The following is a 517-nucleotide window of genomic DNA, read 5'->3' on the forward strand; positions in this document are numbered from 1 at the left end:
CGGGATGCCGCGGCCGTCGTCGTCCACCTGGACGCTCCCGTCGGCGTGCAGCGTGACGACGATCTTCGTCGCGTGGCCGGCGACACCCTCGTCCGTCGAGTTGTCCACCACCTCGGAGAAGAGGTGGTTGATGCCCCGGCTGTCGGTGGAGCCGATGTACATCCCGGGGCGTTTGCGGACGGCTTCGAGACCCTCGAGATGCGTCAGGTCGTCGGCCCCGTACAAGGTCTCGGCAGTCACAGGGTCGTTCTCCCGGATCGTGGCTCGCGAAAGTGCTGGTGGTGGTGCGGACTCGCCTGCACCGTAGTGCAGGATATCCGCCGACCCCGACAACTTTCGCGCGCTGCCCTCCCGGGAGTGGCGTGCGCCGCCCGCTAGCGGGGGTCGTAGCCCAGGTCGGGCCACAGGCCCAGCAGGGCTTCGATCTTCCGCGGGACCTGGAAACTGTTCCGGAAGTTCGGCTTCTCGCCGATCGCGGCGAGGGCCTTGCGCAGCTCGCCGAACGCCGGTTTCGCCG

General features: G+C 68.7%; 1 protein-coding gene. It reads right to left on the reverse strand.

Annotated elements, in window-relative coordinates; genetic code table 11:
• Positions 1 to 240, reverse strand: a 240-nt coding sequence (locus CCN39_RS31330; RefSeq protein WP_244211078.1) for an ATP-binding protein, incomplete at its 3' end; no start/stop codon positions are given.
• Positions 241 to 517 lie beyond the last annotated feature (277 nt).

It is taken from the genome of Amycolatopsis kentuckyensis (assembly GCF_002155975.1).
Lineage (GTDB): Bacteria > Actinomycetota > Actinomycetes > Mycobacteriales > Pseudonocardiaceae > Amycolatopsis > Amycolatopsis kentuckyensis.